Below are 14,481 nucleotides of genomic sequence, written 5' to 3' on the forward strand. Positions count from 1 at the left end.
GCGCTCCTGCGATCGATGCGCATGCCGATCGTCTGCATCGGCAGCGCATCACGCGTCATGCGTCACACTGCTCGCGCACGACGCAATCACATCACGCAACCCCATCACGCAGCCGCATTCACCGGGCGTCGGCGGTAGCCCCACACCAGCAGCGCGATGCCCGCGAGGATCATCGGCAGCGACAGCCACTGCCCCATCGACAGGCCGAGCGCGAGCAGGCCGAGGAAGTCGTCCGGTTCGCGCGCGAATTCGACCGTGAAGCGCGCGAGCCCGTAGCCGATCAGGAACAGCGCGGACACCGCACCCAACGGCCGCGGCTTGCGCGCGAAGAAGAACAGCACGAAGAACAGCGCAATGCCTTCGAGCGCGATTTCGTAGAGCTGCGAAGGATGGCGCGGCAGCATCTGGTACTGCATGAACACGTCGGCGAGATGCCACTTCTCGACGAGCGCCGGATGCTTCGACAGCCACGCCGCGTCGTCGCGCATCGCGCCCGGGAACAGCATCGCCCACGGCGCATTCGGATCGGTCACGCGGCCCCACAGCTCGCCGTTGATGAAGTTGCCGAGCCGCCCGGCCGCGAGCCCCGCCGGCACCATCGGCGCGACGAAATCGGTGACCTGCAACCAGTGGCGCTTGCGCTGCCACGCGAACAGCACCATCGCGAGCGTCACGCCGAGGAAGCCGCCGTGGAACGACATCCCGCCCTCCCACACCTTGAACACGTCGAGCGGATGCGAGAAGTAGAAGTCGGCCTTGTAGAACAGCACGTAGCCGAGCCGGCCGCCGAGCACGGTGCCGAGCACGCCGTAGAACATCATGTCGTCGATGTCCTTCGCGGTCCAGCCCTGCGCCGCGACGTGCGGCAGCTTCAGGCGGATCCGCCCGACGACGATCGCCGCGATGAAGCCGACGAGATACATGAGGCCGTACCAGCGCACGGCCAGCGGCCCGAGATGGATCGCTACGGGGTCGAAATTCGGGTGAATGATCATGGATTAGCGATGAAGTTTTCGAATGCGGTACGGCGCTCGCACCGGCGCCGCTCCGCGCATTGGACGGCGCCGGCGCGCCATCGTTCGCATCACGTGGCGAGACCGTGCGCGCGCACGACGTCGATGAAGCCGGCGAGCACGGGACTGACATCGCCCGTGCGCCACACGAGGCCCGTCTCGACGACTGGCGCGTCGCCGGCGAGCGGCCGGTAGACCACGCCGGTGCGCCGCAGGTTACGCAGCGATTGCGGCACCAGTGCGACGCCCATGCCGGCCGACACGAGGCTGACGATCGTCTGCATCTGGATCGCCTCCTGGCCGATGTGCGGGGTTTCCCCCGCCGCGCCGTAGCAGCCCGTAATGATGTCATAAAAGCCGGGCGCCAAACGACGCGGGAAGATCACGAGCGGCAGCGCGGCCAGGTCGGCCAGATGCACGGGCTCGTCCTCAGGCCCATCGGGCGCCGCGGCCGCCGGCATCGCGACCACCAGCGGCTCGCGCACGACCGGCAGGTACGACAGCCCGGCCGCGTGGCGCGGCGGCACCGGCGGAATCACGAGCCCCGCGTCGATGCGTCCCGCGACGAGTTCGTCGATCTGCACGTCGCTCGTCGCCTCCGCGAGCTGCAGCCGCACCTGCGGATAGCGCGCGCCGAACGCGCGCAGCAGCGACGGCAGCAACCCGTAATCGGCGGTCGACACGAACGCGAGCGACAGCGAGCCGGCTTCGCCGCGTGCGAGGCGCCGCGCGAGCGGCGGCAGCGCGTCGGCCGACGCGAGCAGCCGGCGCACGTCGGGCAGCAGCGCCGCGCCGACCGCCGTCAGCGCGACCGAGCGCTTGGTACGCACGAACAGCGCGACGCCGAGCGCCTCCTCGAGCGCCCGGATCGCCTGCGACAGCGGCGGCTGCGTCATCGACAGGCGCTCGGCCGCGCGGCCGAAGTGGCGCTCGTCGGCAACGGTCACGAAATAGCGCCACTGGCGCAGGTCGGGCGTGGGCTCAGCCATGTTTCACTCATTCGCAAAACGACTTAATAAGCGATAAATAATATATTGGACATCCCAAACCGGACACTCCATTCTTGATCGATCCGAACCGGCGCGCCGTTCGCGAGCGCCGCCAACACAACGATGGAGTCCCCCATGCCGTACAACCGTCGCTCGAAGCACATCACGCAAGGCGTGGCCCGTTCGCCGAACCGCTCGATGTATTACGCCCTCGGCTACCAGAAGGACGATTTCGACAAGCCGATGATCGGCATCGCGAACGGCCACTCGACGATCACGCCGTGCAACTCGGGCCTGCAGCGGCTGTCGGACGCGGCCGTCGCGGCTGTGAAGGCGGCCGATGCGAACCCGCAGATCTTCGGCACGCCGACGATCTCGGACGGCATGTCGATGGGCACCGAGGGGATGAAGTACTCGCTGGTGTCGCGCGAAGTGATCGCCGACTGCATCGAGACCTGCGTACAGGGCCAGTGGATGGACGGCGTGGTGGTGGTCGGCGGCTGCGACAAGAACATGCCGGGCGGGATGATCGCGCTCGCGCGCCTGAACGTGCCGGGCATCTACGTGTACGGCGGCACGATCCGCCCCGGTCACTGGAAGGGCCGCGACCTGACGATCGTGTCGTCGTTCGAGGCGGTCGGCGAGTTCACCGCGGGCCGGATGTCGCAGGAGGATTTCGAAGGGGTCGAGAAGAACGCGTGCCCGACGTCGGGGTCGTGCGGCGGGATGTACACGGCGAACACGATGAGCTCGTCGTTCGAGGCGCTCGGCATGTCGCTGATGTACTCGTCGACGATGGCGAACCCCGACCAGGAGAAGGTCGATTCGGCCGCCGAATCGGCGCGCGTGCTGGTCGAGGCCGTGAAGCGCGACCTGAAGCCGCGCGACATCATCACGAAGGCATCGATCGAGAACGCGGTGTCGCTGATCATGGCCACCGGCGGCTCGACCAACGCGGTGCTGCACTATCTCGCGATCGCGCACGCGGCCGAGATCGACTGGACGATCGACGACTTCGAGCGCATCCGCAAGCGCGTGCCGGTGCTCTGCGACCTGAAGCCGTCGGGTCAGTACGTCGCGACCGACCTTCACCAGGCAGGCGGCATCCCGCAGGTGCTGCGCATCCTGCTCGATGCGGGGCTGCTGCATGGCGACTGCATGACGATCACCGGCCGCACGATCGCCGAGGAACTGAAGGACGTGCCGGGCGTGCCGCGCGCGGATCAGCACGTGATCTTCCCGATCGATCGCGCGCTGTACAAGGAAGGGCATCTCGCGATCCTGAAGGGCAATCTCGCGGAAGACGGCGCGGTCGCGAAGATCACCGGCCTGAAGAACCCGGTGATCACGGGCCCGGCGCGCGTGTTCGACGACGAGCAAAGCGCGATGGACGCGATCCTCGCCGACCGGATCCGCGCGGGCGACGTGCTGGTGCTGCGCTATCTCGGCCCGCAGGGCGGCCCCGGCATGCCGGAAATGCTTGCGCCTACATCGGCGATCATCGGCAAGGGGCTCGGCGAATCGGTCGGCTTCATCACGGACGGCCGCTTCTCGGGCGGTACCTGGGGGATGGTGGTCGGCCACGTCGCGCCCGAGGCGTTCGTCGGCGGCACGATCGCACTCGTGCAGGAAGGCGATTCGATCACGATCGATGCGCACCGGCTGGTGCTGCAACTGAACGTCGACGACGCGGAACTTGCGCGCCGCCGCGCCGCGTGGAAGCAGCCGGCGCCGCGCTACACGCGCGGCGTGCTGGCCAAGTATGCGGCCCTCGCCCGCCCGGCGAACGAGGGCGCCGTCACTGGTTGATGCGGCGCACGGGGCATGCGAACCCACTTCAAGCGGCCGCCCGGGAAACGCGCAAAACGCGTTTCCCCTTTGCTTTTATAATGCGCGGACCGTGAAGCCGGCCGTCCCCGCCGGCGGAGAACCGCATGAAACAGACGATATTGCGCGCGCTGCTCGCGGCGCTGCTGACCGCCAGCACGGCGGCCGCGCACGCCGACCTGGCCGGCGACGGGCTCGCGCTCGCGCAGCGCAAGAACTGCGTGGCCTGCCATGCGATCAACAAGCCGCTGATGGGCCCGCCGTTCCACGACATCGCCGGCAAGTACGCGGCGCGCGCCGACGCGGTCGATTACCTCGCGCAATCGATCGTAAAGGGCAGTATCGGGGTGTGGGGCAGCGTGCCGATGCCCGCCAATACGCAGCTGACGAGCGCCGAGGCGCACACGCTCGCGCAGTGGGTGATGTCGCTGCGCTGAGCCGGATGGCTGGGCACCGCCCGGCTCTTCTCGACATGACCGGCTCGGCGATCGCCATCGACAAGGAACGGAACCGCACTCGCGTTCCCGTGCACGAAACGATCGTGCACTCAGCCTGAACGACCGGTCCGGCGGCGGGCGACCTCTTCGTCGACCGCGTCGCGGACCCACTCCATCACTTCCGTTTCGAGCGCCAGCGCCACCTCGCGCGTGATCTGGCCAACCAGCCACGCCGTATGGTCGTGCAGCGCGTCGCGACAGCGGGCCTCGATGGCCTCGCGCCCTTCCCCGGTCAGATAATTCGTCAGCCGATTGCGCAGACGCTCGGCGATATGCTGCGCGTCCTCCGGCGTCAGCGCGGCGGCCGGATGCGTGTCCGGCTGCGCCGCGGCGGCGAGATGATCGGTAGCCAGCCCGTCGGCACCCGGCGCGACCCCGTGCGGCAGCATCGCTTCGTCGGCCTGAGCCGGCGCCGCGGCAAAGCCGGGCTCCTGCGCGTCGTCGGCGGCCAGGGCCGAGCGCAGCGGCGCCTGCATCCCCGCCGCTTCCTCCGCAACCACGTGCCCGGCGGCACCCGGTAGCGCCGGCGCGTCGCTGTCGCCCGGCAGTTCGACGGTCGGGACATGCGGCGTCGGCACGGGCTCAACCACCACGGTTTCGGGGTCGGTTCCCGCGTGTTCCGGCACGGCGGCATCGTCGCGCGGCGGCACATCGGCCACGGCAGAACGCGCCGGCACCGGCTTGCCCGGCACCAGCACGTCGGTCAGTGTCGGGATCGAAGAGGATTCGGCTTGTGTCACGGGAAGGCTCCGTCGACGGTTGCGGCTAACTGCCCTGCTTGTAGTTGTTCAGCGCGTAGCCGCGATCGCGGTAGAAGCGATAGCGGTCGCGGCCCGCGGCCAGCTCGTCCGGCGCGTTGCCGACCACCTCGAGCAGGCGCTCGAAGCGGGCGAACTGCGCGGGCACGGCCGCACCGAGGTTCAGCAGCACATGGTAATGCGGCGCCTGGTCGAGATCGGCGGCCAGCACGATCGGCGTGCCGGCCGCGTGCGCGCTGTCGACGCCGCAATGCGGGATGAAATCGAGCGGCGAGAACGTCCAGAGCCGCTCGTCGAGCGCGCGCAGGCGCGCGGGTTCCGCGACCACGACGACCGGCTGCCCGGCCTGATAGGCCTTGCGCAGCAGCCGGCATGCGTACGCGAGCGAATCGCCGACGTTCGAATGGAAATCGATTCGCGTCATTGCCCGCGCACCCGCATCGTCGTGAGACCCGCCATCACTGGCCGGCGCGGTCGATCAGGAACTGCGCGAGCAGCGGCACCGGACGGCCGGTCGCGCCCTTCGCCGCGCCGCCCTTCCAGGCGGTGCCGGCGATGTCCAGGTGCGCCCACGGATAGCTGTCGGTGAAGCGCGACAGGAAGCACGCCGCCGTCACCGCACCGGCCGGACGCCCGCCGATGTTCGCGATGTCCGCGAAATTCGACTTCAGCTGATCCTGGTACTCGTCGTCGAGCGGCATGCGCCACGCCGGATCGTTCGCTTCACGCGATGCGTCGAGCAGTTCGCCCGCCAGCGCGTCGTCCTTCGAGAACAGGCCGCTGTTGTGGGCGCCGAGCGCGATCACGCAGGCGCCCGTCAGCGTCGCCACGTCGATCACCGCGGCCGGCTTGAAGCGCTCCGCATAGGTCAGCGCGTCGCACAGGATCAGACGGCCCTCGGCGTCGGTGTTCAGCACCTCGATCGTCAGCCCCTTCATGCTGGTGACGATGTCGCCCGGCTTCGTCGCGTTGCCGCCCGGCATGTTCTCGCAGGTCGGCACGATCGCGACCACGTTGATCTTCAGGCCCATTTCGGCGACCGCACGCATCGTGCCGAGCACCGAACCGGCGCCGCACATGTCGTACTTCATCTCGTCCATGGCCTCGCCCGGCTTCAGCGAGATGCCGCCTGTGTCGAACGTGATGCCCTTGCCGACCAGCACGACCGGCGCGGCCTTCGCGGCGGCGCCCTGGTAGTGCAGCACGATGAACTGCGGCGGCTCGACCGACGCGCGCGCGACCGACAGGAACGACCCCATGTTGAGCGCCTGGATCTGCTTCAGGCCGAGCACCTCGGCCTTCAGACCCCAATCCTTCGCGATCTTCTTCGCGGTGTTGCCGAGATAGGTCGGTGTGCACACGTTCCCCGGCAGGTTGCCCAGGTCGCGCGTGAGATCCATCCCGTTCGCCAGCGCGACGGCCTGCTTGACCGCCAGCTTCGCCGCCTTTTCATCGACCGGATCGACGCTGAACACGACGCGCTTGAGCGTGTGCGACGCCGGTTCCGGCTTGCTCTTCATCTGCGTGAAGCGGTAGGTCTCGTTGCGCAGCGCGAGAATCGCCGCGCGCACGCCCCAGTCGGAGCTGCGCTCGTCGACCGGCAGCTGCGCGAGCGTGAACGTGACCTGGACGATCTTGGTCGACAGCAGCGCGCGCCATGCGGCCGTTACCGCGTCGGTGTAGGCTTTCTGATTGAAAGCATCCTGCTTGCCGAGGCCGACGAGCAGCACGCGCGACGCACCGATGCCCGATACTTCATGCAGGAACAGCGTCTTGCCGCGCTTGCCGTCCATGTCGCCGGCCTTCACCACGCGCGAGATCAGCCCCTTGGTGGCCGTGTCGATGTCGAGCGCCGCGCCAGAAAGGGTTTGCGCCTCGAAGATGCCCAGCACGATGCAATCGGACTTCCCCGTCAGGAACCCCTTGGCCTCGCCTTTGCTCCAATCACAGCCTTTTATGCTAAAGTCCATCGCGCTTGTCCTCGGATAAAATCTGGGCTAAGGATGAAAGCCGCAATTATCCGCTATTTTTCCCGTGGCGGCGCGAGCGCTCCACCACGCGTGCGCAGCCTCCCGCCCTCTTCTCATCAAGAATGATCTTCGAACGCTCCCTCCAGCGCGAGCTTGCGTATACGGCTGGCGCCGTGTTCATGGTGCTGCTCACGATCATGCTCACGACGATGATGATCCGCATCGTCGGCTATGCCGCGTCCGGCGAAATCGATCCGCGAGACGTGCTCGTGCTGATCGGCCTGACCGTGATCGGCTATCTCGCCGTGATGCTCGTCGTCACGCTGTTCGTGTCGATCCTGTTCGTGCTGACCCGGTGGTACCGGGACTCCGAAATGGTCGTCTGGCTCGCGTCCGGCGTCAGCCTCACGCGCCTGATCAAGCCGATCGGCGTGTTCGCCACGCCGCTCATCCTGCTGATCGCGTTCTTCGCGTTCGTCGGCTGGCCGTGGTCGAACCAGCAGAGCAAGATGATCAAGGCGCGCTTCCAGCAGCGCGACGAGATCTCGCTGCTCGCGCCCGGCCAGTTCCGCGAATCGGCGTCGAACCATCGCGTGTTCTTCATCGAGAAGATGTCGCCGGACCAGAGCAAGGTGCAGAACGTGTTCGTCACGTCGACCGAGAACGGCAAGGTCAATATCGTCGTATCGCACACGGGCCACACGGAAACGAAGGACGGCGATCGTTTCGTCGTGCTGGAAGATGGCCGCCGCTACGACGGCACGCCCGGCCAGCCGAACTTCAAGATCATGGAGTTCCAGCGCTACGGCGTGAAGATCACGAGCACCCCGGTCACCAACGTGCCGACCACCAACAGCACGCCCACGCCCGACCTGCTGCGCAACCCGACGCGCGACAACCTCGCGGAATTCGCGTGGCGCGCGGGCTTGCCGCTGATCGCGATCAACCTGATGGTGCTCGGCATCCCGCTGTCGTACCAGAACCCGCGCCGCAGCCGCACGATCAACCTCGTGATGGCCGTGCTGATCTACCTCACGTACTCGAACCTGCTGAACGTCGTGCAGGCGCAGATCGAGCAGGGCAAGATGTCGTTCGGCGTCGGCCTGGTCGGCCTGCATGTGGTTGTCGCGGCGATCGTCGCGCTCATCTTCTGGTTGCGCGTGCGCAATCGTCCGCTGTTGACACGCGCGCTGTTCGGCCGCTCGGGAGCATGATCGATGCGGCTCTATGAAAAATACTTCGCGCGGCAGATCTACGTCACGTTCATCTTCATCCTGTTCGCGTTCTCGGGCCTGTTCTTCTTCTTCGACCTGATCAGCGAACTGAACTCGGTCGGGCACGGCAACTACAAGTTCGGCTACGCGGTGCTGCGCGTCGCGCTGCAAACGCCGTCGCGCTTCTACGAGATCATCCCGGTCGCCGCGTTGATCAGCGCGATCTACGTGTTCGCGCAAATGGCCGCGAACTCGGAATTCACGATCTTCCGCGTGTCGGGCCTCGCGACCAACCAGGCGCTGCGCTCGCTGCTGAAGATCGGCATTCCGCTCGTGATCATCACCTACCTGATCGGCGAATTCGTCGGCCCGTACGCCGACCAGCTGTCCGAACGCGTGCGGTTGCAGGCGCTCGGCGCGTCGGTGTCGTCGAACTTCCAGTCGGGCGTGTGGGTGAAGGACACGCTCGCGGCCCGCGAGAACGGCGAGCAGGTCACGCGCTTCGTCAACGTCGGCAACCTGTCGCCCGATTCGACGATCAGCAACGTGCGCATCTACGAGTTCGACTCGAAATTCCAGCTGCAGAACGTGCGGATCGCGCAGACGGGCCGCTACGAGCCGCCCGGCCACTGGCTGCTCACCGGCGTGACGGAAACCGAACTGACGCCGATCAAGCCGATCAGCGGCGCACCGGCCGACGCGCTGAACCCCGTGTACCGGTCGCAGCAGGTCACGCTGCCGGAATACCGGCTGCGCTCGGACCTGACCCCGCAGATCCTGTCGGTGCTGCTGGTGTCGCCGGAGCGGATGTCGCTCATCAACCTGTTCCGCTACATCCAGCACTTGCGCGAGAATCAGCAGGACACGCAGCGCTACGACATCGCGCTGTGGCGCAAGCTGCTCTACCCGTTCGCGGTGTTCGTGATGCTCGTGCTGTCGCTGCCGTTCGCGTACCTGCATACGCGCGCCGGCGTGGTCGGCGTGAAGGTGTTCGGCGGCATCATGCTCGGCATGAGCTTCCAGCTGCTCAACACGCTGTTCTCGCACATCGGCACGCTGAACACGTGGCCCGCGCCGCTGACCGCGGCGACGCCGGGCCTCATCTATCTCGCGCTCGGCCTGTTCGCGCTCAAGTGGGTCGACCGGCACTGAGCGCCGTCACGACGGAGGCTTCGACATGAGTTCGCACGGCATCGTCCTGTTCGGCCACGGCGCACGCGATCCGCGCTGGGCCGAGCCGTTCGAGCGGCTGGCCGCGCGGCTGCGCGGCAGCGGCGCACCCGCGCCGCAGGTGTCGCTCGCGTTCCTCGAACTGATGACGCCTTCGCTCGACACGGCCGTCGCCGCGCAGGTCGCGGCCGGCTGCACGCGCATCACCGTGGTGCCCGTGTTCTTCGGCCAGGGCGGCCATGTCCGTCGCGACCTGCCGCAGCTCGTCGACGCCTGCCGGGCCGCCCATCCGAATGTCGAGATCCGTTGCGCGACGGCGGTCGGCGAAGACGACGGCGTGCTCGATGCCATCGCACGCTACTGCATCGACCAGCTCGGCCGCAACGCGTAGCCCGTAGCCGGATCCCCGGCACCAATGAAAAAGCGCCGGCTTCCGCCAGCGCTCATTCGAATCACCCACCGCGAAGCCGAGCGGCTGCCGCTTGGGAACCGCTACGTCGACTCAAGCCGCATTGCGCAACGCATCGCCCGCTTTCGCGGGTCGCACGCGTTCGGCGAATGCATCGCCGATCATCAAGAGGCTCGGCTCCGCCGGATCGAGCCACGCCTGCGCGTCGCCCGCCGCCATCTGCGCGAGCGTCAGCGTCAGCGTGCGTTCGCGCGCGGTGCTGCACGCCTCGACGATCGCCACCGGCGTCGCGGGCGCACGGCCCGCGTCGATCAGCTCCTGCGCGATTCCCGGCGCGCTGTCGCGGCCCATGTAGTAGACGATCGAATCGGCGCGCGCGGCCTCGCGAATCTCGTCGCTGCCGGGTGCGCGGCTGTGCGTCGCGAACGCGACGCTGCGCGACACGCCGCGCAACGTCAGCGAGCGCTTCAGCGTCGCCGCGCCGGCCAGCGCCGCGGTGATGCCCGGCACGACCTCGAAGTCGATGCCGGCCGCCTCGAGCGCACGCATTTCCTCTTCGGCGCGACCGAACAGCATCGGGTCGCCGCCCTTCAGCCGCACGACGCATGCATGCTCGCGCGCCGCGTCGACGATCTGCTTGTTGATGAAGTGCTGCGCGGTCGAACGCTGCCCGCAGCGCTTGCCGACCGCGATCTTGCGCGCGTTCGGCGCGTAGTCGAGCATCGCCTGCTCGACGAGCGCGTCGTGCAGCACGACGTCGGCTTGCTCGAGCAGCCGCGCGCCGCGCACCGTGATGAGGTCCGCCGCGCCCGGCCCTGCTCCGATCAGATACACCTTGCCCATGTTTGTCGCTTCGCTTCGGTTCTGCCCGTGCGGACGGCGGCCGGCCCCGCGCCGCCACGAGGGCGGCGCGAAACACCGGTTACGCCGAGAACGCCCGGATCATGCCGGCGGCGACCGTGTGGTGCGTCGCCTCGTCGATCAGCACGAATGCGCCCGTGCCCGGATGTGCATCGTACGTGTCGCAGACGATCGGCTTCTGCAGCGTCAGCGCGACGCGGCCGATGTCGTTCATCTTCAGTTCCTGGCGGTCGGTCGCTTGCGACAGCGTATGCACGTCGAGCACTTCCTTGACCGCGCCGATCTTCGCGAACACCGTGCTCGTGGTCTGCTTCAGCAGATACTTGCGCTGCGGCGACAGCGGCGTCTCGTCGAACCAGCACAGGTCGGCCTCGAGCTTCTTCGCCGGCTCGACCGGCTCGGCGGTCGTGACGAACATGTCGCCGCGCGACACGTCGACATCCTCCTCGAGGCGAATCGTCACCGTCTGGCCCGCGAATGCGTGTGCGACGGACGCGGTGCCGCCCGGCACCGGCGCGACGATCTCGGCGACCGTCGCGGTGCGGTTCGACGGGAGCACGACGATCTGGTCGCCAACCTTCACTTCGCCCGATTCGATCCGGCCCATGTAGCCGCGGAAATCGTCGGCCGAGCTGCCGTCCTGGCGTGCGACCCACTGCACCGGGAAGCGCAGCGCGTCATGCGCCTGCGTCTCGACCGGCAGCGACTCGAGCACGTCGAGCAGCGGCTCGCCCGCGTACCACGGCATGCGTTCGCTCGCGCCGACGATGTTGTCGCCCTTCAGCGCCGACACCGGCACGAAGCGCACGTCGGTCAGGCCGAGCTGCTTCGCGAGCGTGACGTAGGCGTCGCGGATCTCGTTGAAGCGCGCTTCGCTGTAGTCGACCAGGTCCATCTTGTTGATCGCGACGATCACGTGCTGCAGCGCGAGCAGCTTCACGATCGCGCTGTGGCGCTTCGTTTGCGGCAGCAGTTGCGCGACGCCGTTCTCGAGCGTCACGCGCGTCGCGTCGACCAGGATGATCGCCGCATGCGCGGTCGATGCGCCCGTCACCATGTTGCGCGTGTACTGCTCGTGGCCCGGCGTGTCGGCGATGATGAACTTGCGCTTCGCGGTCGCGAAATAGCGGTACGCGACGTCGATCGTGATGCCCTGCTCGCGCTCGGCCTCGAGCCCGTCCGTCAGCAGCGCGAGGTCGAGCTCGTCGCCGACGGTGCGCTTGTTCTTCGCGCGCGACAGCGCGGACAGCTGGTCGGACAGCACGGCCTTGCTGTCGTACAGCAGGCGGCCGATCAGCGTGCTCTTGCCGTCGTCGACGCTGCCTGCGGTGATGAAGCGCAGCACGCCGAGGTCTTCGGTGTTCTCGATGATGCTCATGATTTGAATGTCCTCGTGTGCTTCAGAAATAACCTTGCTTCTTGCGCTGTTCCATCGCGGCTTCGGACGCCTGATCGTCCATCCGGGTCGCGCCGCGTTCGGTGATCTCGGTCACGGCCGTCTCGGCGATGATCTTCTCGACGTCGTCCGCATCGCTCGCCACCGGGCACGTGCAGCTGATGTCGCCGACCGTGCGGAAGCGCACCTGCGCGATCTCGCTCGTCTCGCCGTCACGCATCGGCGTGAGCGGCGTGACGGGCACGAGCAGCCCGTTGCGGCGCACGATCTCGCGCTCGTGCGCGTAGTAGATCGACGGCAGTTCGAGGTTCTCGCGTGCGATGTACTGCCACACGTCGAGTTCGGTCCAGTTGGAGATCGGGAACACGCGCAGGTGCTCGCCCTTGTGCAGGCGGGCGTTGTACAGGCTCCACAGTTCCGGGCGCTGCGCCTTCGGATCCCACTGGCCGAATTCGTCGCGGAACGAGAAGATCCGCTCCTTCGCACGCGCCTTCTCTTCGTCGCGGCGCGCGCCGCCGATCAGCGCGGTGTAGCCGTGCTGTTCGATCGTCTCGAGCAGCGTGACGGCCTGCGCGGCGTTGCGCGAATCGGTTTCGCGGCGCAGCACGACCGTGCCGCGCTTGATCGAATCCTCGACGTGGCCGACCACCAGCTCGGCGCTCAGCTCTTGTGCACGGCGATCGCGGAAGTCGATCACTTCCTCGTAGTTATGGCCCGTGTCGATGTGCACGAGCGGGAACGGCAGCGTCGTCTTGCGGTTCGCACCGAGGCCGAAGGCCTTCAGCGCGAGGTGCAGCACGACGACCGAATCCTTGCCGCCCGAGAACAACAGCGCCGGCTTGCTGCACTCGGCGACCAGCTCGCGCAGGATGTGGATCGACTCGGCTTCGAGCCAGTCGAGGTGGCCCATGCGGTTGTCTGCACCGGTGGGCGGGGCAAAGGCGGATTGCTCGAGCGTCGTGCTCATGATTTCAGTCCTTCTCTTCTGGGTTCGTGCCGCCCGCTGTCGCAGGCGGCGCAATATTCGGTTTCTGGTCGGCTGTCAGTGCGCGGCGCCGGCTTCGGCGTTCGCGGGAATCGGCGTGATCGTGATGTGCAGCCCGCATTCCTTCGTGTCGCGCGACTCCCACCACCAGCGGCCCGCCCGGCTGTCCTCGCCGGGACGGATCGCGCGCGTACACGGCTCGCAGCCGATGCTCGGGTAGCCGCGCGCATGCAGCGGGTTGACCGGCACGTCGAACGCCTTCAGGTACGCCCACACGTCGGCTTCCGTCCAGTCGGCGAGCGGGTTGTACTTCGCGATCCCGCGCGCTTCGTCCTGTTCTTCCTCGTGCAGCTCCGCACGCGTGACCGACTGCTCGCGACGCTGGCCCGTGACCCACGCGCCCACGTCGGCCAGCGCACGGTTCAGCGGCTCGACCTTGCGGATGTGGCAGCACGACTTGCGCAGCTCGACGCTTTCGTAGAACGCGTTCAGGCCGTGCTCGGCGACGTACTGGTCGACCGCGTCCTGCTGCGGGTGAAACTGCTCGATCTCGTAGCCGTAGCGTTCGCGCACGCGGTCGATCATGCCCAGCGTTTCCGCATGCAGGCGGCCGGTGTTCAGCGAGAAAATGCCGATCGACACGCCCTTCGACAGGATCGCGTGCGTGAGCAGCATGTCTTCCGCGGCGAGGCTGCTCGCAAACTTCACCTTCTCGTGCCGGGCGCCGATCTGCGCGAGCAGCGCGTCGAGGCGCGCGACCTTCGCGGCGAGTTCCGGCGTCAGTGCGGCGGCGGTCGCGGTGCTCATGCGCTCACCTTCGTGTCGGGCGTCGCTACGTCGGGCGTTGCTGCGTCGGCGCGGCGGCGGAACAGCGGCGCCGGCTCGTCGAACGCGCCCTGGTAACGCTGCGTGAATTCGCCAAACGCGTTCAGCGCGTCGTGGATGTCCTTGTCGGCACGCACCGCGAACGCATCGAAGCCGCAACGCGACATGTACAGCAGCTGGTCGCGCAGCACGTCGCCGATCGCGCGCAGCTCGCCGGTCCAGCCGTGGCGCTCGCGCAGCAGCCGGCCGATGCTGTAGCCGCGGCCGTCCGCGAAGCGCGGGAATTCGACGGCGATCAGCGAGATCGCGCCGAAGTCGGCCACGAGATCGGCCGGCTCGCTGTCGGGCGCGAGCCACACGCCGAGTTCGTCCTTCGTCTTCGCGGCGACGAGCGCCGCGCGCTCGGCCTGCCACAGGGTGAACGGCACCAGCACCTTGCCGGCCGGCAACGCGTCGACCGCGGGCAGCGCACCGTCTTCCGCCGCGCGCACGACCTGCCATGCGTCGTCGATCACTGCGCGGTTCTTGATAATCGAAGCCATCTGCAAATTCCTTCTAGCCGGTTGG

The 14,481-nt window shown here is 67.6% G+C and carries 15 protein-coding genes; 5 read left to right on the forward strand and 10 right to left on the reverse strand.

Going from position 1 to position 14,481, the window contains the following annotated elements; translation table 11 throughout:
- Positions 1-104: 104 nt before the first annotated feature.
- Both lgt and SB771_RS05150 read right to left on the reverse strand, forming a co-directional pair.
- Complete coding sequence (lgt, locus tag SB771_RS05145) at positions 105-995, reverse strand: prolipoprotein diacylglyceryl transferase (protein WP_105833078.1); 891 nt, start codon at positions 993-995, stop codon at positions 105-107.
- 89 nt (positions 996-1,084) lie between these two features.
- The gene (locus tag SB771_RS05150) at positions 1,085-2,002 is read right to left on the reverse strand and encodes a LysR substrate-binding domain-containing protein (protein WP_011657674.1); all 918 of its coding nucleotides are present in this window, start codon (positions 2,000-2,002) and stop codon (positions 1,085-1,087) included.
- A gap of 135 nt (positions 2,003-2,137) precedes the next feature.
- Between SB771_RS05150 and ilvD the strand changes: the two genes are divergently transcribed.
- Entirely contained in the window at positions 2,138-3,811 is a 1,674-nt protein-coding gene (gene ilvD / locus SB771_RS05155) for a dihydroxy-acid dehydratase (protein ID WP_175660269.1), read from the forward strand.
- A 125-nt stretch (positions 3,812-3,936) separates the two neighbouring features.
- Positions 3,937-4,266 carry a c-type cytochrome gene (locus SB771_RS05160; protein WP_175660270.1) on the forward strand — a complete coding sequence of 110 codons (330 nt, stop codon included), beginning with the start codon at positions 3,937-3,939 and terminating at the stop codon, positions 4,264-4,266.
- A 110-nt stretch (positions 4,267-4,376) separates the two neighbouring features.
- On the opposite strand, the gene SB771_RS05165 is transcribed toward SB771_RS05160, so the two are convergent.
- From SB771_RS05165 to SB771_RS05175, 3 genes are read right to left on the reverse strand one after another with little or no spacing between them, the layout of a single operon-like run.
- Positions 4,377-5,066: a DUF2486 family protein gene (locus SB771_RS05165; protein ID WP_175660271.1), complete on the reverse strand. Its 690-nt coding sequence runs from the start codon at positions 5,064-5,066 to the stop codon at positions 4,377-4,379.
- Positions 5,067-5,091: 25 nt separating this feature from the next.
- A complete protein-coding gene (locus tag SB771_RS05170; RefSeq protein WP_011657678.1) occupies positions 5,092-5,508 on the reverse strand; it encodes a DNA polymerase III subunit chi in 417 nt (138 codons plus the stop codon).
- A gap of 34 nt (positions 5,509-5,542) precedes the next feature.
- Entirely contained in the window at positions 5,543-7,054 is a 1,512-nt protein-coding gene (locus tag SB771_RS05175; protein ID WP_105833082.1) for a leucyl aminopeptidase, read from the reverse strand.
- Between the two features lie 122 nt (positions 7,055-7,176).
- Between SB771_RS05175 and lptF the strand changes: the two genes are divergently transcribed.
- Genes lptF through SB771_RS05190 form a run of 3 tightly spaced genes read left to right on the forward strand, consistent with a single transcriptional unit; the run spans position 7,177 to position 9,829 of the window.
- The gene (lptF, locus tag SB771_RS05180) at positions 7,177-8,268 is read left to right on the forward strand and encodes an LPS export ABC transporter permease LptF (protein ID WP_011657680.1); all 1,092 of its coding nucleotides are present in this window, start codon (positions 7,177-7,179) and stop codon (positions 8,266-8,268) included.
- A gap of 3 nt (positions 8,269-8,271) precedes the next feature.
- Positions 8,272-9,420 (forward strand): LPS export ABC transporter permease LptG, encoded by a 1,149-nt coding sequence (gene lptG, locus SB771_RS05185; RefSeq protein WP_011657681.1) that lies wholly within the window; start codon positions 8,272-8,274, stop codon positions 9,418-9,420.
- Between the two features lie 25 nt (positions 9,421-9,445).
- Positions 9,446-9,829 carry a sirohydrochlorin chelatase gene (locus tag SB771_RS05190; RefSeq protein ID WP_126228340.1) on the forward strand — a complete coding sequence of 128 codons (384 nt, stop codon included), beginning with the start codon at positions 9,446-9,448 and terminating at the stop codon, positions 9,827-9,829.
- Between the two features lie 111 nt (positions 9,830-9,940).
- Here SB771_RS05190 and cobA read toward each other — a convergent pair whose 3' ends face one another.
- The 5 genes from cobA to SB771_RS05215 all read right to left on the reverse strand — a co-directional run bounded on the left by cobA (position 9,941) and on the right by SB771_RS05215 (position 14,456).
- Entirely contained in the window at positions 9,941-10,690 is a 750-nt protein-coding gene (gene cobA, locus SB771_RS05195) for a uroporphyrinogen-III C-methyltransferase (protein ID WP_011657683.1), read from the reverse strand.
- Between the two features lie 79 nt (positions 10,691-10,769).
- On the reverse strand, positions 10,770-12,086 hold the full coding sequence (locus tag SB771_RS05200) for a sulfate adenylyltransferase subunit 1 (protein ID WP_175660272.1): 1,317 nt from the start codon (positions 12,084-12,086) through the stop codon (positions 10,770-10,772).
- Positions 12,087-12,108: 22 nt separating this feature from the next.
- Positions 12,109-13,071, reverse strand: a complete 963-nt coding sequence (cysD, locus tag SB771_RS05205) for a sulfate adenylyltransferase subunit CysD (protein ID WP_175660273.1) — start codon at positions 13,069-13,071, stop codon at positions 12,109-12,111.
- A 75-nt stretch (positions 13,072-13,146) separates the two neighbouring features.
- A complete protein-coding gene (locus SB771_RS05210) occupies positions 13,147-13,896 on the reverse strand; it encodes a phosphoadenylyl-sulfate reductase (protein ID WP_175660274.1) in 750 nt (249 codons plus the stop codon).
- Positions 13,893-14,456: a DUF934 domain-containing protein gene (locus SB771_RS05215; protein WP_175660275.1), complete on the reverse strand. Its 564-nt coding sequence runs from the start codon at positions 14,454-14,456 to the stop codon at positions 13,893-13,895. Before SB771_RS05215 ends, SB771_RS05210 begins: the two co-directional genes overlap by 4 nt.
- Positions 14,457-14,481: the final 25 nt, after the last annotated feature.

Source organism: Burkholderia sp. SIMBA_051 (assembly GCF_046534915.1).
GTDB classification, from domain to species: Bacteria; Pseudomonadota; Gammaproteobacteria; order Burkholderiales; family Burkholderiaceae; genus Burkholderia; species Burkholderia ambifaria.

Excerpts from the sequence above, each read along its gene's own strand:
- cobA (WP_011657683.1), bottom strand. The coding sequence starts at position 10,690 with ATGGGCAAGGTGTATCTGATCGGAGCAGGGCCGGGCGCGGCGGACCTC.
- SB771_RS05160 (WP_175660270.1), top strand. The coding sequence starts at position 3,937 with ATGAAACAGACGATATTGCGCGCGCTGCTCGCGGCGCTGCTGACCGCC.
- SB771_RS05190 (WP_126228340.1), top strand. The coding sequence starts at position 9,446 with ATGAGTTCGCACGGCATCGTCCTGTTCGGCCACGGCGCACGCGATCCG.
- SB771_RS05210 (WP_175660274.1), bottom strand. The coding sequence starts at position 13,896 with ATGAGCACCGCGACCGCCGCCGCACTGACGCCGGAACTCGCCGCGAAG.
- ilvD (WP_175660269.1), top strand. The coding sequence starts at position 2,138 with ATGCCGTACAACCGTCGCTCGAAGCACATCACGCAAGGCGTGGCCCGT.
- SB771_RS05170 (WP_011657678.1), bottom strand. The coding sequence starts at position 5,508 with ATGACGCGAATCGATTTCCATTCGAACGTCGGCGATTCGCTCGCGTAC.
- SB771_RS05150 (WP_011657674.1), bottom strand. The coding sequence starts at position 2,002 with ATGGCTGAGCCCACGCCCGACCTGCGCCAGTGGCGCTATTTCGTGACC.
- SB771_RS05200 (WP_175660272.1), bottom strand. The coding sequence starts at position 12,086 with ATGAGCATCATCGAGAACACCGAAGACCTCGGCGTGCTGCGCTTCATC.
- SB771_RS05215 (WP_175660275.1), bottom strand. The coding sequence starts at position 14,456 with ATGGCTTCGATTATCAAGAACCGCGCAGTGATCGACGACGCATGGCAG.
- lptG (WP_011657681.1), top strand. The coding sequence starts at position 8,272 with ATGCGGCTCTATGAAAAATACTTCGCGCGGCAGATCTACGTCACGTTC.
- lptF (WP_011657680.1), top strand. The coding sequence starts at position 7,177 with ATGATCTTCGAACGCTCCCTCCAGCGCGAGCTTGCGTATACGGCTGGC.
- lgt (WP_105833078.1), bottom strand. The coding sequence starts at position 995 with ATGATCATTCACCCGAATTTCGACCCCGTAGCGATCCATCTCGGGCCG.
- cysD (WP_175660273.1), bottom strand. The coding sequence starts at position 13,071 with ATGAGCACGACGCTCGAGCAATCCGCCTTTGCCCCGCCCACCGGTGCA.
- SB771_RS05175 (WP_105833082.1), bottom strand. The coding sequence starts at position 7,054 with ATGGACTTTAGCATAAAAGGCTGTGATTGGAGCAAAGGCGAGGCCAAG.